The organism is Vibrio chagasii, assembly GCF_024347355.1.
Classification (GTDB): domain Bacteria; phylum Pseudomonadota; class Gammaproteobacteria; order Enterobacterales; family Vibrionaceae; genus Vibrio; species Vibrio chagasii.
This window is the reverse complement of record NZ_AP025465.1, coordinates 2,186,280-2,202,934: the sequence shown is the minus strand read 5'-3', so window position 1 is coordinate 2,202,934 and position 16,655 is coordinate 2,186,280. Positions and strand designations below refer to the sequence as shown.

The 16,655-nt window shown below is 44.4% G+C and carries 17 protein-coding genes; 13 read left to right on the top strand and 4 right to left on the bottom strand.

Annotation, left to right across the window (positions count from 1 at the left end):
* Positions 1-5: 5 nt before the first annotated feature.
* The 4 genes from OCV52_RS10080 to OCV52_RS10065 all read right to left on the bottom strand — a co-directional run bounded on the left by OCV52_RS10080 (position 6) and on the right by OCV52_RS10065 (position 3,821).
* Positions 6-746, bottom strand: a complete 741-nt coding sequence (locus tag OCV52_RS10080) for an ATP-dependent zinc protease family protein (RefSeq protein WP_137408824.1) — start codon at positions 744-746, stop codon at positions 6-8.
* A 239-nt stretch (positions 747-985) separates the two neighbouring features.
* Positions 986-1,957, bottom strand: a complete 972-nt coding sequence (gene cmoB / locus OCV52_RS10075; protein ID WP_137408825.1) for a tRNA 5-methoxyuridine(34)/uridine 5-oxyacetic acid(34) synthase CmoB — start codon at positions 1,955-1,957, stop codon at positions 986-988.
* Between the two features lie 90 nt (positions 1,958-2,047).
* Complete coding sequence (cmoA, locus tag OCV52_RS10070) at positions 2,048-2,776, bottom strand: carboxy-S-adenosyl-L-methionine synthase CmoA (protein WP_137408826.1); 729 nt, start codon at positions 2,774-2,776, stop codon at positions 2,048-2,050.
* Between the two features lie 139 nt (positions 2,777-2,915).
* The gene (locus OCV52_RS10065) at positions 2,916-3,821 is read right to left on the bottom strand and encodes a DUF72 domain-containing protein (RefSeq protein ID WP_390903395.1); all 906 of its coding nucleotides are present in this window, start codon (positions 3,819-3,821) and stop codon (positions 2,916-2,918) included.
* Between the two features lie 297 nt (positions 3,822-4,118).
* Between OCV52_RS10065 and aspS the strand changes: the two genes are divergently transcribed.
* The 13 genes from aspS to tolA all read left to right on the top strand — a co-directional run bounded on the left by aspS (position 4,119) and on the right by tolA (position 16,651).
* Positions 4,119-5,900: an aspartate--tRNA ligase gene (gene aspS / locus OCV52_RS10060; RefSeq protein ID WP_137408828.1), complete on the top strand. Its 1,782-nt coding sequence runs from the start codon at positions 4,119-4,121 to the stop codon at positions 5,898-5,900.
* Positions 5,901-6,034: 134 nt separating this feature from the next.
* Positions 6,035-6,556, top strand: a complete 522-nt coding sequence (gene ruvC, locus OCV52_RS10055) for a crossover junction endodeoxyribonuclease RuvC (RefSeq protein WP_102394100.1) — start codon at positions 6,035-6,037, stop codon at positions 6,554-6,556.
* A 211-nt stretch (positions 6,557-6,767) separates the two neighbouring features.
* Positions 6,768-8,228, top strand: coding sequence for a methyl-accepting chemotaxis protein (locus OCV52_RS10050; protein ID WP_137408829.1), 1,461 nt, complete (start codon positions 6,768-6,770; stop codon positions 8,226-8,228).
* Between the two features lie 92 nt (positions 8,229-8,320).
* Positions 8,321-8,932 carry a Holliday junction branch migration protein RuvA gene (gene ruvA, locus OCV52_RS10045; protein ID WP_137408830.1) on the top strand — a complete coding sequence of 204 codons (612 nt, stop codon included), beginning with the start codon at positions 8,321-8,323 and terminating at the stop codon, positions 8,930-8,932.
* Positions 8,933-9,096: 164 nt separating this feature from the next.
* A complete protein-coding gene (gene ruvB / locus OCV52_RS10040) occupies positions 9,097-10,113 on the top strand; it encodes a Holliday junction branch migration DNA helicase RuvB (RefSeq protein ID WP_008219931.1) in 1,017 nt (338 codons plus the stop codon).
* Between the two features lie 552 nt (positions 10,114-10,665).
* Positions 10,666-12,252 carry a cytochrome ubiquinol oxidase subunit I gene (gene cydA, locus OCV52_RS10035; protein WP_137408831.1) on the top strand — a complete coding sequence of 529 codons (1,587 nt, stop codon included), beginning with the start codon at positions 10,666-10,668 and terminating at the stop codon, positions 12,250-12,252.
* A gap of 14 nt (positions 12,253-12,266) precedes the next feature.
* Positions 12,267-13,403 carry a cytochrome d ubiquinol oxidase subunit II gene (gene cydB / locus OCV52_RS10030; protein ID WP_137408832.1) on the top strand — a complete coding sequence of 379 codons (1,137 nt, stop codon included), beginning with the start codon at positions 12,267-12,269 and terminating at the stop codon, positions 13,401-13,403.
* Positions 13,404-13,434: 31 nt separating this feature from the next.
* On the top strand, positions 13,435-13,542 hold the full coding sequence (gene cydX, locus OCV52_RS10025) for a cytochrome bd-I oxidase subunit CydX (protein WP_000270284.1): 108 nt from the start codon (positions 13,435-13,437) through the stop codon (positions 13,540-13,542).
* Complete coding sequence (gene ybgE, locus OCV52_RS10020; protein WP_102423550.1) at positions 13,535-13,837, top strand: cyd operon protein YbgE; 303 nt, start codon at positions 13,535-13,537, stop codon at positions 13,835-13,837. The genes cydX and ybgE overlap by 8 nt, the downstream gene beginning before the upstream one ends.
* Positions 13,838-14,012: 175 nt before the next feature.
* Positions 14,013-14,450: a tol-pal system-associated acyl-CoA thioesterase gene (gene ybgC, locus OCV52_RS10015; protein ID WP_061032861.1), complete on the top strand. Its 438-nt coding sequence runs from the start codon at positions 14,013-14,015 to the stop codon at positions 14,448-14,450.
* Positions 14,440-15,123 carry a protein TolQ gene (gene tolQ, locus OCV52_RS10010; RefSeq protein WP_008219926.1) on the top strand — a complete coding sequence of 228 codons (684 nt, stop codon included), beginning with the start codon at positions 14,440-14,442 and terminating at the stop codon, positions 15,121-15,123. Before ybgC ends, tolQ begins: the two co-directional genes overlap by 11 nt.
* Before the next feature lie 3 nt (positions 15,124-15,126).
* Positions 15,127-15,570: a protein TolR gene (tolR, locus tag OCV52_RS10005; RefSeq protein ID WP_004741086.1), complete on the top strand. Its 444-nt coding sequence runs from the start codon at positions 15,127-15,129 to the stop codon at positions 15,568-15,570.
* A 13-nt stretch (positions 15,571-15,583) separates the two neighbouring features.
* On the top strand, positions 15,584-16,651 hold the full coding sequence (gene tolA / locus OCV52_RS10000) for a cell envelope integrity protein TolA (protein WP_137408833.1): 1,068 nt from the start codon (positions 15,584-15,586) through the stop codon (positions 16,649-16,651).
* The last annotated feature ends 4 nt before the right edge of the window (positions 16,652-16,655 follow it).

Sequence of the window (16,655 nt, the reverse complement as noted above, 5' to 3'; positions counted from 1 at the left end):
TATTGTTATTTGGCTTCCGTTTGTACGTACTGTTTACTTACATCTACTAGCGCGATGTCTTTGATAAATTCGCGCCCTAGTAATACAGGGTGACTCATTTGAGAGCGATCCGCCAATGTAAATTGCGCTTTTTCATGGATTTTTCCAACTTTAATCCATAGTTCGATCACAGCTCGACGTTCTGCTTGGTCGGTCGTTGACTGACGAATTTTCACATAGCGTACAACAGGCGCTTCAATCCATTTTTGATCTTCTGTCGCTTGTGATTTATCAGCTAGGTGGAATCGTACCCAATCTTTGCCATTGCGTTCGAATTCTTTGATATCAATAGCATTCAAAGATGATGTTGTAGCACCAGTATCAACACGAGCATCGAAGCTTTGTTTGATAGAGTCGATAGATACTTTTTCGATGCCGCCAAGGATTGTAGGCTGTGAAGTCGGAGCAACAGGAGCCGCTGTAACTGCTACTGGCTCTTCTTCTTCCAGTTCTTCAATCACTTTGTGTTCCATGCTGGTTAGGTGAACATCAAGCTGTTGGGAAAGGGTTGTGATTTCGTCTTCTAAGCTTTCAATGTAATCACTTTGATTGCTTAGTTGCAGTTCAAGATTTTGAACCTTATTTGCGATGTTTGTCTCAGAGCGGGCAATAGCGTCGAGAGTTTCTTGGTGGTAGGCCGCACCGTTAGTCAGGGTACAGCCAGAGAGCAAACCAACCGCCACAATTGGCGATAATCGCTTAAACATAAAAAAACCTTTGGGAAATTAGAGAATAGTTCAGACTATTTAGAAGTTTAGCCCACAAAAAAGGATGCGTGAAGCATCCTATTGTAAGAGTCTGGTCATATTGAATCGCAATGTGAGCGCTACGCCAATTTTTGCTATTTGAAATAGCTCATTTATTAAACATTGTTCTGTTTTAGAAAATAAATGAGCTCTAGAGACAAATTTTGTTACGACGCAATTTGGGCTTTTGAATATTTAGTTTATGGCTTGGTTGCGATAAGAATGGCGCGTCTCGGCGCCGGGTGACCTTCAACCGTTTTACTTGGGTCGTTTGGATCTAGGTAATCTGGCAGAGAGTTGTGTGTCATCCACTCAGTTGTGCGCTGCTCACCAATTGTTGTGACATTCTCATCCACGATGCGTACATCTTTAAAGCCAACTTGTTCAAGCCAGCGCTTCAGGGCGCGAGCAGAAGGGAAGAAGTACACATTTCTCATTTGTGCGTAGCGGTCAACAGGCACTAATACAGCGTTCTCATCGCCTTCAATCACTAAGGTCTCCAGCACTAATTCACCGCCAGATACCAATTGGTCTTTTAGTTGAATTAAATGATCAAGCGGCGAACGACGGTGGTATAGCACGCCCATGCTGAATACTGTGTCATAGGCTTCAAGTTTTGGTAGCTGTTCAATACCTAGAGGTAGAAGGTGAGCACGTTGGTCGTTGCCCATTAACTTACGAATAGCTTCAAATTGAATCAAGAATAGGTGAGAAGGATCAATACCCACAGTTAAGCGAGCCCCTTCACCTAGCATGCGCCACATGTGGTAGCCGTTACCACAGCCAACATCTAGCACCGAGCGGTTCTTCAATGGAGAAATATGTGGAAGCACACGATCCCATTTCCAGTCACTGCGCCACTCTGTATCGATATGGATGTCGTGAACGGTATAAGGACCTTTTCTCCATGGGTGGAACGTCTTCAATAAGCTTTCTAACTTTCTCAGTTCACCTGAGTGGTATGGCGTAGAACTACCAATCGTCACTGAATTTTTCAGGTCAACTTGATCTGGCACGTCTTGTGGAATCTTGTTTAACGCACGTAACCAACGATCGAAATCACCGTGCTCTGCATTCTGCCAATCCGTCAGTTGCTGTGGCAAAACATTAAGCCACGGCTGTAGACGAGTATCTTGGGCAATAAGTTGATAAAAATTGGCAAAATTAAACATAGTTTTTCACTGAATTGGTGGTGTAAAAGTTATCGTGTCATTCACTACGGTGAGGATGACGTTCTAGTACGAGCTAACCGAGTTTGCGCGCTATTTAATCGCGAACATTGATCCAAAGTTAAAGCATTGGAACCATACTTCGTTGCTTGAGAAGCCAATCTTATTAAAGCGCTCTCTGTGAACAGGGATAGAGTCTGGGCGCATTACGTTTTCAATCGCGCTACGTTTTTGGCTTACTTCAAGTTCGCTGTATCCGTTAGCACGTTTGAAATCATGGTGTAGATCGATAAGCAGTTCGTTCGAACTTTCATCTTCGAATACGTATTTCTCTGACAAGATTAGAATTCCGCCTGGGCGCAGGCCAGCATGAATTTTTTCAAGTAGGGCGTAGCGATCGTCTGGCGACAGGAATTGCAGCGTGAAGTTAAGTACTACTACCGAAGCGTCTTTGATTTCGACTTCGCGAATATCGGCTTCGATGACTTCTACAGGCGTGTCGCTGCGGTAAGCGTTAACGTGTAATTTACAGCGCTCAACCATCGCTTCTGAGTTATCAATAGCGAAAATTGTGCAGCCTTCTTGCTGGATGTGACGACGCATGGAAAGTGTTGCAGCGCCCAGAGAACAACCCAGGTCATAAACGTTTGAATGCGGTTTTACGAATCGCTCCGCTAACATACCGATAGCTGAGATGATGTTGCTGTAGCCAGGAACCGAGCGTTGAATCATATCCGGGAATACTTCTGCGACCCTTGCATCAAAGGTGAAGTCTCCAATTTTATCAATAGGAGCGGAAAAGATGTTGTCTTTATTGCTCATGGCATTCTCTCTCGACAGTCAGCGTTATTGGTATAAAACTCGTACCAAATAAAAGGGGGCGTATTTTACGAAAAAATAGGACTGCTGTCACGAAAACTCAGATTACAGCTGAGGATTACTGTTGTAAGTACAAGAAGCCTTAAAACATCGAGATTTGATGATTGCCTTTCTGAGCTGGAAATTGTTCCAGGTCAGGTAGTAATAGTGACGTATTTTCAGACACTTGCTGTTGCAATAACTCATAGATGGCGATCGCGAGTTCCGGCGCATGATTGTTGTCTGGAGTGTGGATCATTAGATACGGTTGTTTGCCGTCACTTAACCACTGGGGGATTTTGCTAAACCAAGGTTTGAAAAATTCGATATTTGGCGCTTGGTCAGGGTGACCAATAAAACGGATCATCGGGTTGTTGGCCGTTGCAATGGCATGAACGGGCACGCGTGGCTTTTTCTGGTGCGCATCGCTTACCGCTTCTGTGGTTGGCGGCGCAGAAAAAACAGGGCGACTATCCATAATGATGCGGTTAATGCCTTCTTCCACGAGCCATTGGTTAAAGCGTTTTTCAGCATCGCCTTTATCAAAGAAGCCTAAATGGCGAACTTCAACGCCGAGCTGCATCTCCTTTGGAAACAAGGTGCAAAATTTTTGCAGAGTAGGAAGCATGCTAGGTTCAAAGCTGTGTGGTAGCTGAATCGTCCATTGACCTATGCGGTCGTGCAGTGGCGACATGGTCATCAAGAACTCTTTGAGTTCGGCTTGGCAGTGTCTCAATTGTTGCTGGTGGGTAATGAATTTGGGCAATTTGAAGGTGAACTTGAAATCATCGTGACTTGCCGCTTTCCAGTTATGAACGGTCGACATACTCGGCGTCGCGTAAAAGGTCGTGTTGCCTTCAACGGTATGAAAAACTTGGGTGTATTTTTCTAGGCGTTCCGCAGGCTTTGTACCCTTGCCATAGAACTGACTTTGCCACTCAGAGTGAGACCACATAGTTAATCCAAGTCTTAGAGGTAAAGTGTCCATCGTTTTTGCACCATTAGTCATCACATTACTGCTTTTAATCGAAACGAAAATCTACTTTACGAGAGTTTTGCTGATTAAGGTACTTTCGAGATATAATTATCGCAATTTTTTCGGTTTTGATGAATCTTTGCGCACTTGATGTGCTAAAAAGCAGCAAAGCCAGATAAAACACAATAAATTCGAGTGTGGAAGGTCGATTTTAACCGAGTTTCCGCGTATAAATGATTCCTTGCTTTGTTAGGTAAAAAGCTCTGTAGGGCTATTTTGACACCTACAGCTTGGAAATTAGTAAATTATTAAGAGATTGGGAAATTCATTATGCGTACCCATTACTGTGGTAACCTGAACAAGTCCCTGGCGGGACAAACTGTAGAATTGTGCGGCTGGGTAAACCGTCGCCGTGATTTAGGCGGTCTTATCTTTATTGATATGCGTGATCGTGAAGGCATCGTTCAGGTTGTTGTCGATCCAGATATGAAAGATATCTTCCCGATCGCTAACCAACTGCGTAATGAATTCTGTATCAAATTTACTGGTGAAGTACGTGTTCGTCCTGACAGCCAAGTAAATAAAGACATGGCTACTGGTGAAGTAGAACTTTACGCGACTGGTCTAGAGATCATTAACCGTTCAGAAGCGCTTCCACTAGACTTCAACCAAACGAACTCTGAAGAACAGCGTCTTAAGTACCGTTACATCGATCTTCGCCGTCCAGAAATGAGCGATCGCATCAAGCTTCGTGCACGTGCATCTAGCTTCGTTCGTCGTTTCCTAGACGAGAACCTGTTCCTAGACATCGAAACACCAGTACTAACTAAAGCGACCCCAGAAGGCGCTCGTGACTACCTAGTACCAAGCCGTGTTCATAAAGGTAGCTTCTACGCGCTTCCTCAATCTCCTCAGTTGTTTAAGCAACTGCTGATGATGTCTGGTTTTGACCGTTACTACCAAATCGTTAAATGTTTCCGTGATGAAGATTTACGTGCTGACCGTCAGCCTGAATTTACTCAGATCGATATCGAAACATCGTTCATGTCTTCTCAAGAAGTACGTAACATCACTGAAAAGCTAGTTCACGATATGTGGAAAGAGCTTCTAGATGTAGAACTAGGTCAATTCCCAGTAATGCCTTTCTCTGAAGCGATTCGTCGTTTCGGTTCTGATAAGCCAGATCTACGTAACCCACTAGAGCTTGTTGACGTTGCTGACCTAGTTAAAGACGTTGAGTTCAAAGTATTCTCAGGCCCAGCTAACGACGAAAAAGGCCGTGTAGCGGTTATCCGTGTTCCAGGTGGTGCTAAGCTAACTCGTAAGCAAATCGACGGTTACGCAGAGTACGTAAACATCTACGGCGCGAAAGGTCTAGCTTGGATGAAGGTTAACGACCGTGCAGCAGGCATGGAAGGTATCCAATCTCCAGTTGCTAAATTCCTAAGCGAAGACGTAATCAACGGTATTCTAGATCGCACTGAAGCTGAATCTGGCGATATCATTCTGTTCGGCGCAGACAAAGCGGGTATCGTTGCTGAAGCAATGGGCGCACTTCGTCTTAAATTAGGTACAGACCTAGAGCTAACAGATACATCTGCATGGGCTCCACTGTGGGTTGTTGACTTCCCAATGTTTGAAGAAGACGGCGAAGGCAACCTACACGCAATGCACCACCCATTCACATCACCACTAGGTGTGACTGCGGAAGAACTAAAAGCGAACCCTGCAGCAGCAAACTCTGATGCATACGACATGGTAATCAACGGCTACGAAGTAGGCGGCGGTTCTGTACGTATTCACAACGCAGAAATGCAAACGGCTGTATTCGGTATCCTAGGTATCGAAGCGAAAGAGCAACAAGAGAAGTTCGGCTTCCTACTAGATGCTCTTCAATACGGTACTCCACCACACGCTGGTCTAGCATTCGGTCTTGACCGTCTAGCAATGCTACTTTGTGGTACAGAGAACATCCGTGACGTTATCGCATTCCCGAAAACAACAGCAGCTGCATGTCTACTAACAGACGCGCCAAGCCTAGCAAACCCTGCATCACTGGAAGAGCTAGCAATCGCTGTTAAAGTTGCACAAAAAGAAGAGTCTGCTGAATAAGCTAATAGTGACTCTTTCTATGAGTGACTTTCTCTTTAAGTAAATAGAAATGCCCGTTAATTTAACGGGCATTTTTTTTATCGTTCGATATACTAAGCTGATAAAGCATGTATAAATAATCAGTACTAGAAGTTATGTCTATTATCTTAGGGATCGACCCTGGCTCTCGCATTACCGGTTATGGCGTGATTCGTCACAATGGCCGTCATCTGTATTACTTAGGCAGTGGGTGTATCCGAACCTCAGAAAAAGAGCTACCAGGCCGACTTAAGCAGATCTATGCGGGCGTGAGTGAAATCATTACTCAGTTTCAGCCAGATGTGTTTGCCATTGAGCAGGTCTTCATGGCAAAGAATGCGGACTCGGCACTCAAGCTAGGTCAGGCGCGTGGTAGTGCAATAGTGGCCGCTGTAAATGCAGATTTGCCGGTTCATGAATACGCGGCTCGTTTAATTAAGCAAGCGGTAACAGGCAATGGTGGCGCAGATAAGTCTATGGTTCAAAATATGGTAATGAGCATGCTTAAGTTGCCAGCTAAGCCACAGGCTGATGCCGCCGATGCGCTAGGTGTAGCGATCACTCACGCCAACACCAACAAAACTTTGATTGCACTGGCGGGTAAAGCGACTGGAGCGAGAAAAGGGCGTTATCGTTAATTTCCATCTCCAGTTAGCTTCCAACAGGTAAACTTCTCTTTTTCCATTGATGAGCCTCACGTTTGGTTTGGCTCAGATCACAGCAATACGCCGCTAAATCCCTGATGAAATGAGATCTTTCGAACAGAACCTAAATAATAACATTGCGCACCGTTTAACATGTTATTAACATTGGTCGGAGGTCTAACAAGTTAATCAAGGATGATCACTGATGAACCCTATCAAGCTTTGGCGCGCGCTATTTCTACCTAAAAGCAGTGGATGGAGCAATAACCAAGTCAGACAAGCCGATATCTTATTACTCTTTACTTTTATCGCCTTTTTTGTCGGTGTCTATAGCTTGGTTAAATGGACAAAGCACGGGGAACAGCTTCTGGTAGCTACCTCTGTATTTTTGATCGTATTTGAACTGATCTCAGCTATCCTACTGCGTGTTACCAGCAAACCTAGCTTGGCACTTAACTTTGGCTTTGTCGGCATGGCGGTGCATGCGCTCAATATCATCTATCAAAGTGGTGGTGTGGTGGATTCGACTCAGGCGTATTGGGTGCCTTTGTTAGTGGTTGCCTTCTTTTTATCAGGAACACGCCTTGTCGCTTTGGTATGGAGTGGATTAGTGATTGGCGTGTCATTGGTAATGACGTCGGCTCATCTTGATGGCTTTGAATTTCCGCAGTTAGTACTTACTCCGGAAGCGGTGGTGGTTGAAACCTGGTCTGGCGTGATTATGCCACTGGTGGTGATCTGCATTGCCCAAGCTTTTACCGCGAAACAGAAAGAAGTCGCTATCGAGATGGCAGAAGACGCGATTTCGGAAAGTCAGCAGGTCGCAAACCAAGCGACGCAAAGTGAAGGGCGCTTGTCAGTTGTACTTGACCAAGCGAATTCAAACTCTGAAAGCCTACAGGACGTTTCTGTCCATTTAGAACAACAGTCACAAGACTTGCATGCGCAAGTTGAAGTGTTGAACATCAATTGTGAATCTCAGGCGAGTGCTGCCGAGGAGATGAGCCAGCAATTGCATCAGATGACGCAAGGTATCGCAGAGTCAAATTCATTTGTCGGAGAACTCAAAGATCGCAGCGAAGCCGTAGGCACTAAAGCACAGAAAAGCTCTGAGTCACTTGAGGCTTCGACCAGTGCAATCAGCCAAATTATTCAAAGCAACCAAGAAATCATGAAGGTTGCAGACTTGATTACGTCGGTCGCTGAGCAAACCAACTTACTCGCACTGAATGCTGCGATAGAAGCGGCTCGCGCAGGTGAGCAGGGCAGAGGCTTTGCTGTGGTTGCTGATCAGGTAAGGGAGCTATCAGCGAAAAGTAGTCACTCAGCCATTGAGATTCGAAGCTTGTTGGATCGCAGTAAAGTGGAAGTGGAACATGGTAGAGCGATCATCGAAACGACAGCCAATGAAATGAACGGCATTATTTCAGAGGTTCAGACTATCTCTACTGATGTGAACCAATTGACCGATATTATGGCAATGCAGATGGACTCACTGAAAGAGCTGGATCTTGCGAGCTCAGAAGTGGCACAGAGCGTTGCCGAAACCAAATCTGTGTCGAGTTTGGTTGCCAACTATGGCTCTGAACTGACTGGACATGTCACTTCAGTCAAGGAATTGGTTGAAAGCCTAAATAACGTGGTCTCCCAAGCTAAACAAGCGTAAATAAATCCCTCCAAAAAACATAAAGAACTGGATAAGCATCCAGTTCTTTTATATTCTGTCCCTCAAACTAAATTCCATCAAGAGAGCGAACTGTGATCGGACGTCTACGCGGTACATTAATAGAAAAACAGCCACCAGAATTATTGATTGAAGTCAGTGGCGTTGGTTACGAAGTACAAATGCCAATGAGCTGTTTTTATGAACTACCAAACGTAGGCGAAGAGGCAATTATCTACACGCATTTTGTAGTACGTGAAGATGCTCAGCTACTTTATGGCTTCAACACGGTTAAAGAGCGGGCGTTATTCCGTGAAGTCATCAAAGCAAACGGTGTGGGCCCTAAACTTGGCCTTGGTATTCTTTCCGGTATGACGGCGAGCCAGTTTGTTCAGAGTGTTGAGCGTGAAGACATTTCTACGCTAGTGAAGCTACCGGGTGTTGGTAAGAAAACCGCTGAACGTCTAGTTGTTGAGATGAAAGACCGATTAAAAGGTTGGGGTGCTGGTGACCTGTTTACGCCTGCGACTGACGCGGCGCCAATTGACTCTATGCCAACCGTTCAAGATGCTGAAGAAGAAGCGGTAAGTGCACTGCTTGCATTGGGCTATAAGCCGACTCAAGCTTCTAAGGTGGTTTCTCAAGTGGCTAAAGAAGGTATGACGAGCGAACAGTTGATTCGTGATGCCTTGAAGTCGATGGTTTAATAAAAACCGACGCTGACGATGTAAGCTCAGTTACTGCATCGTGTTTATCTCTAGCGACTACCATCTCGTTAGAATATCCTCAGTATTCATTAGCTCGAATATTAGATAACGGCTAAGCAAGAATTAAAGATAACAGAGTTAACACTCTCAAATTGGAACTCTCTATGATTGAAGCAGATCGCCTCATTGCTCCTGACAATCCGGTCTTTAAAGATGAAGATGTTATCGACCGTGCAATACGACCAAAGGCGTTAGCCGACTATCAAGGTCAGGACCACGTTCGTGACCAGATGGAGATTTTCATCAAAGCGGCGCAATTGCGTAATGAAGCACTTGATCATCTGTTGATATTTGGTCCTCCAGGCTTGGGTAAAACCACATTGGCGAACATTGTTGCCAATGAGATGGATGTAAACATTCGCACCACTTCTGGGCCGGTGTTAGAGAAAGCCGGCGACTTAGCGGCGCTGCTGACCAACCTTGAAGAAAATGATGTCCTATTCATTGATGAGATCCACCGCTTAAGCCCTGTGGTTGAAGAGGTGCTGTATCCAGCTATGGAAGATTACCAGTTGGACATCATGATTGGTGAAGGCCCTGCGGCGCGCTCTATCAAGATTGACTTGCCACCGTTCACTCTGATTGGTGCAACGACGCGTGCTGGTTCACTGACCTCTCCACTGCGTGACCGTTTTGGTATTACTCAACGTCTCGAGTATTACAAAGTAGAAGACTTGCAAAACATCGTACAGCGCAGCGCTGACTGCCTTGGCCTTTCGATGGAAGCAGAAGGGGCGTTGGAAGTGGCTCGCCGAGCTCGTGGTACACCACGTATTGCAAACCGTTTACTGCGCCGCGTCCGCGATTATGCGGAAGTAAAAGGGGACGGACATATTTGCCCTGAGGTCGCAGATAGCGCACTGAACATGTTAGATGTTGATGCTAAAGGTTTTGACTATATGGACAGAAAGCTTCTATTGGCAATTATGGAGAAGTTTGGTGGCGGCCCAGTTGGTATCGACAATATGGCTGCAGCAATTGGTGAAGAGAAAGACACCATTGAAGATGTATTGGAGCCTTATCTAATACAGCAAGGTTATCTACAAAGAACACCAAGGGGCCGAATCGCGACTGATAGAGCCTATTTACACTTTGGGATAGACCTACCGTCTAATCGCTAAATTATTCATTTTTAAAGATCCCAGTTGCATAAGCGCTGGGATTTTTTGCGTTTTACTGAATAACAACTCTATTGTGTGAGTCGCTATAAAGTTCGAACAGGGCGCGTCAAAAATGAAAACTTTGATTTCACCTTTGATTTGACTAACAAAGATTGAAATAAGTTGTCATATCTTTTGTTACTACTTTATGGGTGTTGTGACTCCAATGTTGACTGTGTGCTGAGGTTTTGTCACAGCTATCATGCAGTGTTATTAAGACAAGCTAAATTGGTGTGACTTTAATCATAATTGTTCAAAAAAACCTCTAATTTGCATGAGTAAATTTGATACAAATCAACGCAGGGTTCTTCCATAAACCTTTTGAAACATACTGATTTTAGCAGTAATATTAGCGCCAGCTATATTAGCTATATCTTAACAATAATCTAACTATAACGGTACGTTTTTGCTACAAATTTCATGTTGTAATAACAATATTGCAGATTGTTTTAACATGGACTTTTGAGGTGAATAATCACACAAGTGTCATTCAGCCGACACAAAGGAGTTACCATGATTGATGTTGTTGATCTGTCGCGTTTGCAATTTGCATTTACAGCGATGTATCACTTCCTATTTGTTCCACTGACTTTAGGTATGGCATTTTTACTTGCCATTATGGAGTCTGTTTATGTAATGACTGGCAAGCAAATTTATAAGGACATGACCAAGTTCTGGGGTAAATTGTTTGGTATTAACTTTGCTCTTGGTGTAGCGACAGGCTTAACTATGGAGTTCCAGTTTGGTACTAACTGGTCTTACTATTCTCATTATGTTGGCGACATTTTTGGTGCTCCGCTGGCTATCGAAGCGCTTGTTGCATTCTTCCTAGAGTCTACTTTTGTTGGTCTTTTCTTCTTCGGTTGGGACAGACTGTCAAAGCGTCAGCACTTAGCGGTAACCTGGCTAGTGGCACTTGGCTCTAACTTCTCTGCACTTTGGATTCTTATAGCGAATGGCTGGATGCAAAACCCAGTAGGCGCAGAATTCAACTTCGAAACCATGCGTATGGAAATGGTAAGTTTTGCAGAAGTCGTGTTTAACCCAGTTGCACAAGTTAAGTTTGTACACACAGTAGCTTCTGGCTACACGTGTGGTGCCATGTTTATACTGGGGATTAGTTCATATTACCTACTAAAAGGCCGAGATGTAGCGTTTGCCCGTCGTTCATTCGCTATTGCAGCATCTTTCGGTATGGCTGCTATTTTATCAACGATTATTTTAGGTGATGAATCTGGTTACGAGTTAGGTGAAGTTCAAAAAGTGAAACTCGCTGCGGTTGAAGCTGAATGGCACACAGAGCCAGCTCCAGCTGCATTCACTTTATTTGGTGTACCAAACCAAGAAACCATGAACACGGATTACGCAATCAAGATCCCTTACGTAATGGGTATTATTGCAACACGTTCGTTTGATGAGCAAGTAACAGGTCTACACGACCTACGTGAACAACATGTTGACCGTATACGCACGGGTATTTATGCATACGAGCTACTTGAAAAGCTTCGCGCAGGTGATAAGTCTGAAGTAAATATGAGTGCGTTTGACGAAGTCAAAGGTGACTTAGGTTATGGACTACTTCTAAAACGTTACACAGACAATGTTGTTGACGCAACGGAAGACCAAATCCAAATGGCAGCGGACGATTCAATCCCAACAGTGTGGCCATTGTTTAGTGCGTTCCGTATTATGGTTGGTTGCGGGTTTATTATGTTGTTCGTTTTCGGTGCCTCATTTATCCAAACATGCCGCCAGAAAATCGAACAGAAACCTTGGATTCTCAAAGCTGCTTTATTCAGCATCCCACTACCATGGATTGCGATTGAAGCAGGTTGGTTTGTTGCTGAATTTGGTCGTCAACCATGGGCGGTTGGTGAAATACTACCGGTTAACGTTGCTGCATCAGCACTGACTATTGAACAGCTTTGGACTTCTCTTTTCGCTATATTGGCACTGTACACAGTGTTCTTGATTGCTGAAGTTTATCTAATGCTGAAATTCGCACGTAAAGGCCCAAGTAGCTTGAAGACAGGCCGTTACCACTTCGAACAAAGTGATAACTCTGTTGAAGGCAAAGTTAGCCGTTCAGTTGAAGTATAAGTGAGGGGGTATTAATGTTTGATTACGAAAGCTTACGACTTATTTGGTGGATCCTAATCGGTGTTCTACTAGTAGGTTTTGCAGTAACCGATGGCTTCGATATGGGGGTTGCAGCACTTTCACCGGTAATCGGTAAGAGTGACACTGAACGTCGTATTATGCTGAACACGATTGCCCCTCACTGGGATGGTAACCAAGTTTGGTTGATTACAGCTGGTGGTGCACTTTTCGCTGCCTGGCCAATGGTTTACGCAACGTCTTTCTCTGGCTTCTACTTTGCTATGTACGTGACTCTCGCTGCACTTTGGCTACGTCCACTTGCTCTAGATTACCGTTCAAAGATTGAAAATCCGAAATGGCGTAAAGCGTGGGACTACGCACTTTGCTTCAGTGGTACCGTTCCGCCAATCATCTTCGGTGTAGCATTTGGTAACCTTCTACAAGGTGTTCCATTTGACCTGAATAACCTAATGATGTCTCAGTACCACGGTACATTCTTCGCTCTGCTAAATCCGTTTGCATTGCTATGTGGTGTATTGGCTCTGATGTTGTTCGTAACGCAAGGTGCAACATGGTTACAAATGAAGACAACAGAGGCGCTGCACGCTCGTGCTCGTAACGTTGCTCAGATCACAGGCCTGATCTCAATTGTTCTATTTGTTATTGGTGGCTTCTGGGTTCAATCTATCGAAGGCTATGTAATTACAAGTACGATTGACACGTTCGCAGACTCTAACCCGCTAAATAAAGAAGTATCACTTCAAGTTGGCGCGTGGATGACAAACTTCGAGACTTACCCAGCAATGTGGGCTGCACCGATTTTAGGTGTGGTTATGCCACTATTCGCTGTAATTGCATCTCGTCTTGAGCGCGGTGGTTTCGCTTTCTTATTCTCGAGCCTATCTAACGCTGGTGTGATCTTAACGGCTGGTTTTGCAATGTTCCCATTCGTAATGCCATCAAGCCTGAACCCTGACCATAGTTTGACTATGTGGGACTCAACAGCGAGTGAGCTGACACTTGGTCTAATGACTGCAGTTGCAGCGGTAATGGTTCCTGTGATTCTTGGCTACACAACTTGGACATACTACAAAATGTTCGGTCGCCTAGATAAGAAACACATCGAAGATAACGACGTTTCAGCTTACTAAGATAGAAGTGAAATAACTTAGGAGAAATTTTATGTGGTATTTCGCATGGATTTTGGGTGTACTTCTAGCATGTGCATTCGGCATCATCAATGCTCTATGGCTTGAGCATTCTGAAATGATGGACAAAGACAGTGAGTAATCTCGCAGAACAAGTCGCTAAGCTGCATCGACCAATGGACAAGACTCTCTTAAGAGCTTTGTCCCTAATATTGGGTTTCATGCATGTTGGTTTAGTGATGTGGGATCCTGAAGCGTATGCAGAAAGCATCGGTGGATTTAACGCGATCATCGGGCCTATGTTTATTTGGGCAGTATGCTCAAGCATGGTTTACGGTGTTGGGTTTAAACCGAGAGCTTGGATGTGGCAACTGCTGTTTAGCCCATACGTTTCACTTACCATTCTGCTGTACCTAACGGTGCTACGCCTTCTATAAAATAGGTGTGATTTTAGGTTCTCATCCAACGTGAGCCTTTGTACTTGTTGGGTTTTTAGTCAAAAAGAGGTCATCTTATACAGATGGCCTTTTTTTCGTCTGTTAAATCAAAAAATTCACTGCCATATACTATTAATGATAAGGAGTTAGGTTATAGTGATGTCTTTATCGATTTTTGGTTTGTGGTATTAATTTGCAGGGATTATCTAAGCCGTTTACGTGGCCAGTAACCGTATATTACGAAGACACCGATGCAGGTGGCGTGGTGTACCACTCTAACTATCTCAAGTTCTTCGAGCGTGCTCGAACTGAGATGCTGCGCTCAATTGGCGTTTCTCAACAAGTATTATTAGAACAAAACATCGGTTTTGTAGTCCGACATATGGACATTGATTTCATTCAAGGCGCACGTCTTGATGATTCTTTACAAGTCATTACAAATATTTACGAGTTAAAGCGAGCTACCTTGGTCTTCTGTCAAGAGATCGTAAATCCTGATGGCAAAGCATTGTGTAAAGCAATGGTTAAGGTAGCATGTATCGACAATCAAAAAATGAAACCCAAGGCAATGCCAACATTTATTCTTACGGAGCTAACGAATAGTGACTGCTGAAATCTCAATCTTAGGCCTAATTCTAGAAGCTAGTTTACTAGTTAAGATGGTCATGCTGACTCTTATGGGCATGTCTGTCGTTTCTTGGGCAATGATCATAAAAAGAAGTAAAGTGCTATCTCAAGCTTCTAAACAAGCAGAAGTCTTCGAAGATAAATTCTGGTCTGGTGTTGATTTGGCTAAGTTGTACCAAGAGAGCAACAAGCGCAAAGATGAGCTTTCTGGAACTGAAGAGATTTTCTACGCAGGCTTTACTGAATTCGCACGCCTTCGCAAATCGAATGCGACATCTCCCGACTTCATCATGGAAGGCACTGGTCGTGCAATGCGCGTAGCAGTGGCTCGTGAAGTGGATGAGCTAGAAACTAACTTACCTTTCTTGGCGACGGTTGGTTCTATCAGTCCATACATCGGCCTGTTTGGTACCGTTTGGGGTATCATGCACTCATTCATCGCGTTAGGTGAAGTGAAGCAAGCGACACTTGCGATGGTTGCACCAGGTATTGCAGAGGCTCTGATCGCAACAGCAATGGGGCTCTTCGCTGCGATTCCTGCTGTAATGGCATACAACCGCTTTAGTAGCAGTGTTGGTAAGCTAGAACATAACTACGCGACTTTCTCTGAAGAGTTCCACAGCATTCTTCACCGTCAAGCGATGGCTGGCAGGGAATAATAGATGGCTGGATACCAACCTAAAAAACGTAAAATGACAGCTGAGATTAACGTTGTACCTTATATCGACGTTATGCTCGTACTGCTGATCATTTTTATGGTGACGTCACCGTTTGTTACTCAAGGTGTAGATGTTGAACTGCCTCAGGCTTCAACCGCTAAGTCAGCGCAAGATTTATTAGGCGACGACAATGCGAGCTTCATTATCGTTGAAGTGAACAAAGATGGTGAACTTGGCCTAAGCGTCAATGACGAAGAGGTGCAGCGTGGCTTGTCATTGGAAGATATTATCGTTCGAGTAAAAGCTGAACTGTCTTTGAAACCGAATTCTCCAGTGGCGGTAGGCGGCGATGCTGCTACTCCTTACGCTGAAGTGGTTTTGTTACTTGATGAATTAAGCCGTGCAGGCGTGCCAAAGGTTGGCCTTTTAACGGATATAAGGGAATAGCTCCGTAGCATTCATGAAAGCGAATAATAAAAAATCCAATAGTTTCAAAAAGCCGCTTCTAATTTCACTTGGGCTGCACGTTGTCTTATTCGTTGCTCTCATTTGGGGAGCGGATTTTACTATGTCTGAACCAAAACCTACGGGGCAGATGGTTCAGGCTGTCGTTATCGACCCTCAATTGGTTCGTCAACAAGCTCAGCAAATCCGTCAACAACGTGAAGCGGCAAGTAAGAAAGAGCAAGAACGTTTAGATAAACTGCGACGCGAAAGCGAAAGGCTAGAGAAAAACCGTAAAGCTGAAGAAGAAAACATCCGTAAGCTAAAAGAGCAACAAGCGAAAGATGCGAAAGCCGCTCGGGAAGCAGAAAAGCGACGTGTCGAAAATGAGAAGAAACGCAAAGCTGAACAAGCCCGTTTAGAGCAAGAGAAGAAGAAAGCCGCTAAAGCAGAAGCTGACCGTAAGTTAAAAGAGGCGGCTCTAGTGAAAGCAGAGCAAGAGCGTAAAGCGAAAGAAGCAGCGATTGCAAAAGCGGAACAAGAACGCGTGGCAAAAGAAAAAGCTGCGCAAGAGTCCGCTGAAAAAGCTCGTAAAGAAAAAGAAGCCGCTGAACGTGCTGAGAAGCAGCGTATAGCGAAAGAGAAAGAAGCGGCAGCCGCAGCAGAGAAGGCCCGTAAAGCAAAAGAGGCGGCAGCCAGAGCTGAGAAAGAGCGTAAACAGCAAGAAGCTGCACTGAACGATATCTTTGCAGGGTTAGAGAGTGAACAAACTAGTAACAATGCTGCATTGAATCAGCACTTAGAAGATGAGAAGGCTAGATATATATCGATTTATCAACAAACGGTACAGCGTAATCTGCTTATGGAAGATTCATTCCGTGGTGAAGAATGTGTTCTTAACATTCAATTGACACCAATCGGTGGAAATAAAGCAGTAGTCAAGAGGGTCTCTGTTGTTAGTGGCAATCGTCAGCTGTGTTCAGCAGCTAAGGCTGCCACAGTTAAAGCGAGAGAGTTTGATTTTCCACAGGATTCATCACTACAAAACATATTCCGAGATTTTGACTTTCGGTTTAGCCCATAATGAG

Coding starts and splice junctions, on each gene's coding strand:
- OCV52_RS10080 (WP_137408824.1), bottom strand. CDS start 746: ATGTTTAAGCGATTATCGCCAATTGTGGCGGTTGGTTTGCTCTCTGGC.
- cmoB (WP_137408825.1), bottom strand. CDS start 1,957: ATGTTTAATTTTGCCAATTTTTATCAACTTATTGCCCAAGATACTCGT.
- cmoA (WP_137408826.1), bottom strand. CDS start 2,776: ATGAGCAATAAAGACAACATCTTTTCCGCTCCTATTGATAAAATTGGA.
- OCV52_RS10065 (WP_390903395.1), bottom strand. CDS start 3,821: ATGACTAATGGTGCAAAAACGATGGACACTTTACCTCTAAGACTTGGA.
- aspS (WP_137408828.1), top strand. CDS start 4,119: ATGCGTACCCATTACTGTGGTAACCTGAACAAGTCCCTGGCGGGACAA.
- ruvC (WP_102394100.1), top strand. CDS start 6,035: ATGTCTATTATCTTAGGGATCGACCCTGGCTCTCGCATTACCGGTTAT.
- OCV52_RS10050 (WP_137408829.1), top strand. CDS start 6,768: ATGAACCCTATCAAGCTTTGGCGCGCGCTATTTCTACCTAAAAGCAGT.
- ruvB (WP_008219931.1), top strand. CDS start 9,097: ATGATTGAAGCAGATCGCCTCATTGCTCCTGACAATCCGGTCTTTAAA.
- cydA (WP_137408831.1), top strand. CDS start 10,666: ATGATTGATGTTGTTGATCTGTCGCGTTTGCAATTTGCATTTACAGCG.
- cydB (WP_137408832.1), top strand. CDS start 12,267: ATGTTTGATTACGAAAGCTTACGACTTATTTGGTGGATCCTAATCGGT.
- cydX (WP_000270284.1), top strand. CDS start 13,435: ATGTGGTATTTCGCATGGATTTTGGGTGTACTTCTAGCATGTGCATTC.
- tolR (WP_004741086.1), top strand. CDS start 15,127: ATGGCTGGATACCAACCTAAAAAACGTAAAATGACAGCTGAGATTAAC.
- tolA (WP_137408833.1), top strand. CDS start 15,584: ATGAAAGCGAATAATAAAAAATCCAATAGTTTCAAAAAGCCGCTTCTA.